At 55.5% G+C, this 5,774-nt stretch carries 4 protein-coding genes; all 4 read left to right on the top strand.

What is annotated here, in order from left to right; genetic code table 11:
* Nucleotides 1-777: 777 nt before the first annotated feature.
* The 4 genes from ACW7G5_RS14460 to ACW7G5_RS14475 all read left to right on the top strand — a co-directional run bounded on the left by ACW7G5_RS14460 (nt 778) and on the right by ACW7G5_RS14475 (nt 4,568).
* Nucleotides 778-1,212, top strand: a complete 435-nt coding sequence (locus tag ACW7G5_RS14460; RefSeq protein WP_457005667.1) for a tetratricopeptide repeat protein — start codon at nt 778-780, stop codon at nt 1,210-1,212.
* 170 nt (nt 1,213-1,382) lie between these two features.
* Nucleotides 1,383-1,724, top strand: a complete 342-nt coding sequence (locus ACW7G5_RS14465) for a hypothetical protein (RefSeq protein ID WP_457005669.1) — start codon at nt 1,383-1,385, stop codon at nt 1,722-1,724.
* Between the two features lie 552 nt (nt 1,725-2,276).
* Nucleotides 2,277-2,789 (top strand): hypothetical protein, encoded by a 513-nt coding sequence (locus tag ACW7G5_RS14470; RefSeq protein WP_457005670.1) that lies wholly within the window; start codon nt 2,277-2,279, stop codon nt 2,787-2,789.
* 1,452 nt (nt 2,790-4,241) lie between these two features.
* Nucleotides 4,242-4,568: an antibiotic biosynthesis monooxygenase family protein gene (locus ACW7G5_RS14475; RefSeq protein WP_457005671.1), complete on the top strand. Its 327-nt coding sequence runs from the start codon at nt 4,242-4,244 to the stop codon at nt 4,566-4,568.
* Nucleotides 4,569-5,774: the final 1,206 nt, after the last annotated feature.

Here is a 5,774-nt window from a genome sequence, read left to right on the forward strand (position 1 = left end):
TAGAAGACTGGGCCTGGAGCGCCGGCGCCCGAAGAGTCGAGGTCACGAGTGGAGATCACCGACCAATTGCACATGCCTTCTACCAGTCTGTCGGCTACGTATCTGATGAGCGCAGATTTATCAAGCATGCTCCGCCAGTTGCCGCGAATGGCAGCTAACAATTCATTCAAGCCGACGCCGCTTCGCGGCGCGGCTTAATTCAGGCGTTAGGCCGCTATGAATGAGCAACTTCACCCCGACATGCTCCGCATAGAGCAGCACTACCCCGACGGGGCGGACTTGACCCTCCAAGTTCTTAAGGGTCATTTACTCGTCGAGGAGCTGATGCGGGAGGTATTTGCCATGCTGCTTGCCTATCCCGACTCACTAAAGGGCAATCGGGGTACTAGCTTTGAGTGCCACCAAATAATTTGTTTGGTCCAAGCAATGACAAAGTACAGTTCCCTAGAGCCATGGATTTGGGATGCATCTAAGCGACTCAATGGCATCCGTAATGATCTGGCGCATAACTTGGAACCACGATCCCTTGACGAGAAAGTTAAGAGCCTCATAAAGTTCGTCACGCACGACAACCCTGACGTTAAGGCCATCTTGGATCGTCTTGGCACGCCTGAGGGTAGGGAGTTCAAGGCGGTCATACTTGCAATGTGCGGCAGCCTTTCGAGCCTCAAGGCTCTAATCGCTCACCATGGGTCGGCAGCGGCCTAACAATTCATTCAAGCCGAAGCCGCTTCGCGGCTCGGCTTAATTCTGGCGTTAGGCGCCAGAGGGAGACCCATGCGCATCCTTGTAGCAGTAGTGCTCGCACTTCTTTTGGTGTCGTCTTGGGTTGCACACTCGGCAGAGCCACTACCAGCCGATGTAGAACGCCACTACGCCAAGGGTCTTTCCTTGGCGAAGCGTGGAAAGCTGGAGGCGGCGGAGAAAGAGTTCACTCAGGCTATTCAAGCGGTGCCAGAGTCGTCCGAGTTCTACAAACACAGGGGCAACACGCGATATAGCCTTAAGAACTACCCGGGGGCGATTGAAGACTTCAATGTGTACCTCACGGCAACTCCTGGCGACGCGACGATGGTTTTACTGCGCGGTATCGCCAAGAGCCTGCTCAATCCCGAGGACGTACCGGGGGCATGTGCTGACTTCTACAATATCCGGAGCCAACTCGCAGACATGGGACTAGAAAAGTACTGTACTGGCCAATCTGATTGGTGAGGCAGGAGCAAGCAAGCGCCATTTAGCGGTAGCTGGCGCCTAACAATTCATTCAAGCCGAACCCGCTTCGTCGCTTCGGTCAAATGTGTCGTTGTTCAACCACTGCAACTCACCGACTGGCACGTTGCGGGTCGGCTTAATTCAGGCGTTAGGCATCACAGGGGACAACTATGGGCGCCGTACAAAAAGCACTCTTGGCCGGGTTGGTCCTCGCGACCGGCTGCGCATCGGTGGCGCGGTCGGAGCCTGTCGCAGGCGAGTTTCCTGCTGAGATTTCCGCAGCGCCTGGGGAAGAGTTCACTTGGCGTGGTCGAAACTATTCGGTAGATCGTATGGGGGATGCTATTCGAGCAGCTAAGCATTCCGAGGGAATTACATCGGTGGTGTTGCTCTACGACCAAGAGGCGACAGTTCAAGACATCATTGACGTCGCACTGATCTCCCGAGCGGCAAGCCTCCCCGCGTTCTATCAACAAGAGGGTAAGCTCAACCGCATCGAGGTGAGTCGGTGATGCCTAACAATTCATTCAAGCCGACACCGCTTCGCGGCGCGGCTTAATTCAGGCGTTAGGCCCTTGGGGAGAGTTCGATGAGAATTTGTAGCAAGATCACTACATTGGCTGTGGTTCTACTCGCATCTGGCTGCGCTGAAACATCTGCGAGCAAGATCGCAGCGGCACAAGAGATCATGCGACGCCAAGTCGCCGCTGATATTTCCATCGCCATTACCGAGTCAAGCGTCAAACTGCATGAGCCTGGCGGTGGCTTCTACTACGTATGCGGCACTAGCACTCTCAACCGTCCAGGTGATGGCCCACTCGCGCTCAACAACGTCCAGCAGCGTTTCATTACTACGGTAAATAGCGCTGGTCGTGGGGGCAGGACACTATTCGACGGGTCTAGCTCACCGGAAGGTCAAGCAGAGTTCCAAGCAGAGTGGTCTACAAAGTGCCCATAACTTTTCTAGTAGCTAAAAACCGGCAAGGGCCTAACAATTCATTCAAGCCGAACCCGCTTCGCGGGTCGGCTTAATTCAGGCGTTAGGCCTCAGAGCAGGTATACCGATGCGTGAAGTTCTAGTTGCCGCCACAGAAGCAGCCATTCGTAGCGTTGATGCCACTCGCTTCTTTCGGACAGAGCGAGGGTTCCATGGGCGCTTCTATTGCGCGCTCCAAGCGGAGTTAGATCGCGCCGGTTTGATAGCGGACGGCGCGATCCTGGAGATGGAGTACCAAAAGAGCGCGCGTCACGAGCTGTGGCAGCGCCCGGACATCATTTTTCATATTCCTGTGGAGCACTCTCACGCCAATGTCAAAGCAAACAACTTTGCCGTTTGGGCGCTTAAGCGACAAGCTTCGGTTGCGGAGGCTCGCGATGACTTCGAGAAGTTGGATCAGATGTTTGACACACTTCACTATCCGCTGGGGTTCTTCGTGAACGTTGACGCAATTGATCCAATGCGTGAGCACTACAAAGGCGCCAATCGCTCCCGGCTCGCCGCAGTCGCCGCAGTCGCCGCCAGCCTTGATGGCGAGCAGATAGGCGTCCACTGGGCCCAGCCCGAAGCTGAGGCCTAACAATTCATTCAAGCCGAACTTGCTTCGCTACACCAACAACGTGGCAGGTAAAGCTTGCCACGTTGTCGGCTTCGCTACGCAAGTCGGCTTAACTCAGGCGTTAGCGCATGGACCCAACGCAAGCATCCATCGAAGAACTGTACTTGATGTATCAACGCGTCAAGACATACAGCGCCGACCCTATAGGCATGGGTCTGCTATTTTTAATCACGCTCGCGACTGGCTGGCTGTGTCAGTTCTTTTGGCCTAGAGCAAAATTGCGGCCGCGAAGCAGTTCTGGCGCTTGGCTCGGGGTAGTTCAGGCCGCAATTTACGCTGGCTTGGCCTTTTACATTTCTTACCAAGTACTTGTCACTGGAAAGATAAAATGCTTGCGCAAGGCACGGCGCTGCCCGCGTTCATTCTATGAGGACGAGGGATGGATTTCGGTAGTCGTACATCCAATTTCCTTTTGGGCGACGTACTTCTACATTTTTCTATTCAGTGTAATTTTTCTTGCGTGGTTTTTTGTGTGTGCACGCTCGGTCAGACTCCACAGGGCGCGCTAACAATTCGTTCAAGCCGAACTTGCTTCGTTACACCAAAGCCACGGCAGAAAAAGCTTGCCATGGCTTTGGCTCCACTACGCAAGTCGGCTTAACTCAGGCGTTAGGCCCCGCATGAAGAATTCGGCAACTGAAGAGATGATACTTGGCCCCGAGGGGGACTCAGAGCTTCTTGCCCGGTTGAAGTCTGCTGTTCTTGCCGCGAGGGGCACAATGTCCGAGGCTTCCCATGTTGTCGCCGGATCCCAAGAGGTCATCACCTTTCGCATTGGGCTTCCGGATGGTGAACTCATCGCCACGTCAGAGACGTATATAGGCTTATCCATCAAAGGCCCGGCGCACTTGATCAAGCAGCTAGAGCACGTGCGCGGGGCCTAACAATTCGTTCAAGCCGAAACCGCTTCGTTACACCAACAGCATGGCGGGTAGAGCTTGCCATGTTGTTGGCTCCACTACGCGGTTCGGCTTAACTCAGGCGTTAGGCGCGCATGAGACTTCTGCTAATACTGCTGCTTATTCCGCTCACTGCACATGCGGAGATCATGGACAAGGAGCCATCTCTCTCTGTCCTGTCCTGGTCGGCGCTCATCGCCTGCACTCTTAGTTACTTCGCCGCTCGGAGATTTCCTTGGGCACTCTTGGCAGTGCTTCCCGTGAGCGCAGCGTGGTTCGGCTCATCTGCGTGGGAAACGCTTAGTTTTGACATCGGCCCGGCAATTCTCGCGGAAGCGGGCATGGTTCGCTTCATCGCTCCTTGGGCCAGCTTGGCGGCAATCGTGCTCTTTACGGTGTTGGGCTTGTGGCGGCGTCGCTGCGCGCCTAACAATTCATTCAAGCCGACGCCGCTTCGCGGCGCGGCTTAATTCAGGCGTTAGGTCGCTAAGGAGAGTTCACCGTGTACTGTGCGATGTTCACTTGGGAGCCGGGCATCTACGATGCAGAGTTCCATCGCCTCAATGGCTTGATCGATGAAGTTGCGCGCTCACTGCCAGGGTTCTTGGGCGTCGATTCCTGGCAATCTCAGGATGGCTCACGCAAGTGCGCAAACTACTACTGGAATGACTTGGACACGTTAAAGGCGTTCTCGACTCATCCAACACACCAAGAAGCGAAAAGGCAATACGCTCGGTGGTACAAGGGGTATCACATCGTCATATCAGAAGTACTTCGCTCATACGGTGACGGTGGCTTTCCGCACATCACACCAAATGAGCGCAATCGCATAGCGGCCTAACAATGCGTTCAAGCCGAAGCCGCTTCGTTCCGCAAAGCACATGGCAGGTAAAGCTTGCCATGTGCTTTGCTCCACTACGCGTCTCGGCTTAACTTAGGCGTTAGGCGGCAGATTGAACATCAGTGCACTCATTGCGATCTCGACCATGCTCGTCCCTGGCCTTCTCTATCTGGGAAAGGTCGCCGCTCTTAACAACCCGAAGCGCTGGTTCCAGCTGAGCGTTTCGGCGCTGGTGGTTACATTGGTTGCCTGGGGCGCCGCTCTGTTCGGGGTGATAGATATAGTCATTGCTGTCGCATCCTCAATTCCGCTCTTGCATCTCTTCCTGTTTCGCGCATGCCGAGCATTATTTGTTAGGTTGAAGGGCCGAGAGCCAAGAGATGCCTCGTTTGTCTTTACTTCTGGCTTGGCCGCTGACCGATTCTTCGCTCTCGTATACGTTCTTTTTGCAGTAGGCATAGCGTTTGCGCTTGTTGGGCCACTCATTTGGGGCACCAGCGCTGCCGCCTAACAATTCATTCAAGCCGACGCCGCTTCGCGGCGCGGCTTAATTCTGGCGTTGGCCGCTTAGAGCTCGCAGGTTGTTGTTTCCGGCAGGCCGTGCACTCGGCTTCGCACAAGTATCAGAGCGCACGGTCGTGACATTCCGGCGCGTGCGAGAGCTTCGTTGAAACGTCTCGCACGCGATTGAGGCAGTGTTGCGCTACTTCGGTAGCTTCGGATTGTCCGTTTGCTCCATCCGCGCCGTGCTTCGTCCAGGCGGTCGCATTAGGACAGTTCACGGTGAGACTTCGTGGCCGCGAGGCCGCATATTCTCGGCTTCGGAATGAGCGGGCCGGAGGTTCCGGCTCACTTGCGGCCCCGTCTTCGGGTTGCAGTGCCGCAGGTGGCAAGCGCGCCAGCTTCGGATAGAGTTGGCGTCCAACAATTCGTTCAAGCCGACGCCGCTTCGTTACGCGAGCCACATGGCAGGTAGAGCTTGCCATGTGTTCGCTTCACTACGCAGCGCGGCTTAACTCAGGCGTTAGGTGTCGCACATGCAGCGTTGGCTCTTGATGGTTCTCATAGCCGCCTCTGGTGCTAGCTCGGGATCTGAACTCGCCTGCCCAAGAGAAAGAGCGCCCGTGTCCGAGTGGGTCGCATCACAGGTGGCGCGGTCAGAGAGCGTGTTCTACGGAACGCTCATCTTGGTCGAGCCGCCTATGC

This window comes from Luteimonas sp. A501, assembly GCF_054052085.1.

Bases quoted from the DNA above. Each gene is read 5' to 3' on its own strand.
- ACW7G5_RS14460 (WP_457005667.1), top strand. From the start codon at position 778: ATGCGCATCCTTGTAGCAGTAGTGCTCGCACTTCTTTTGGTGTCGTCT.
- ACW7G5_RS14465 (WP_457005669.1), top strand. From the start codon at position 1,383: ATGGGCGCCGTACAAAAAGCACTCTTGGCCGGGTTGGTCCTCGCGACC.
- ACW7G5_RS14470 (WP_457005670.1), top strand. From the start codon at position 2,277: ATGCGTGAAGTTCTAGTTGCCGCCACAGAAGCAGCCATTCGTAGCGTT.
- ACW7G5_RS14475 (WP_457005671.1), top strand. From the start codon at position 4,242: ATGTTCACTTGGGAGCCGGGCATCTACGATGCAGAGTTCCATCGCCTC.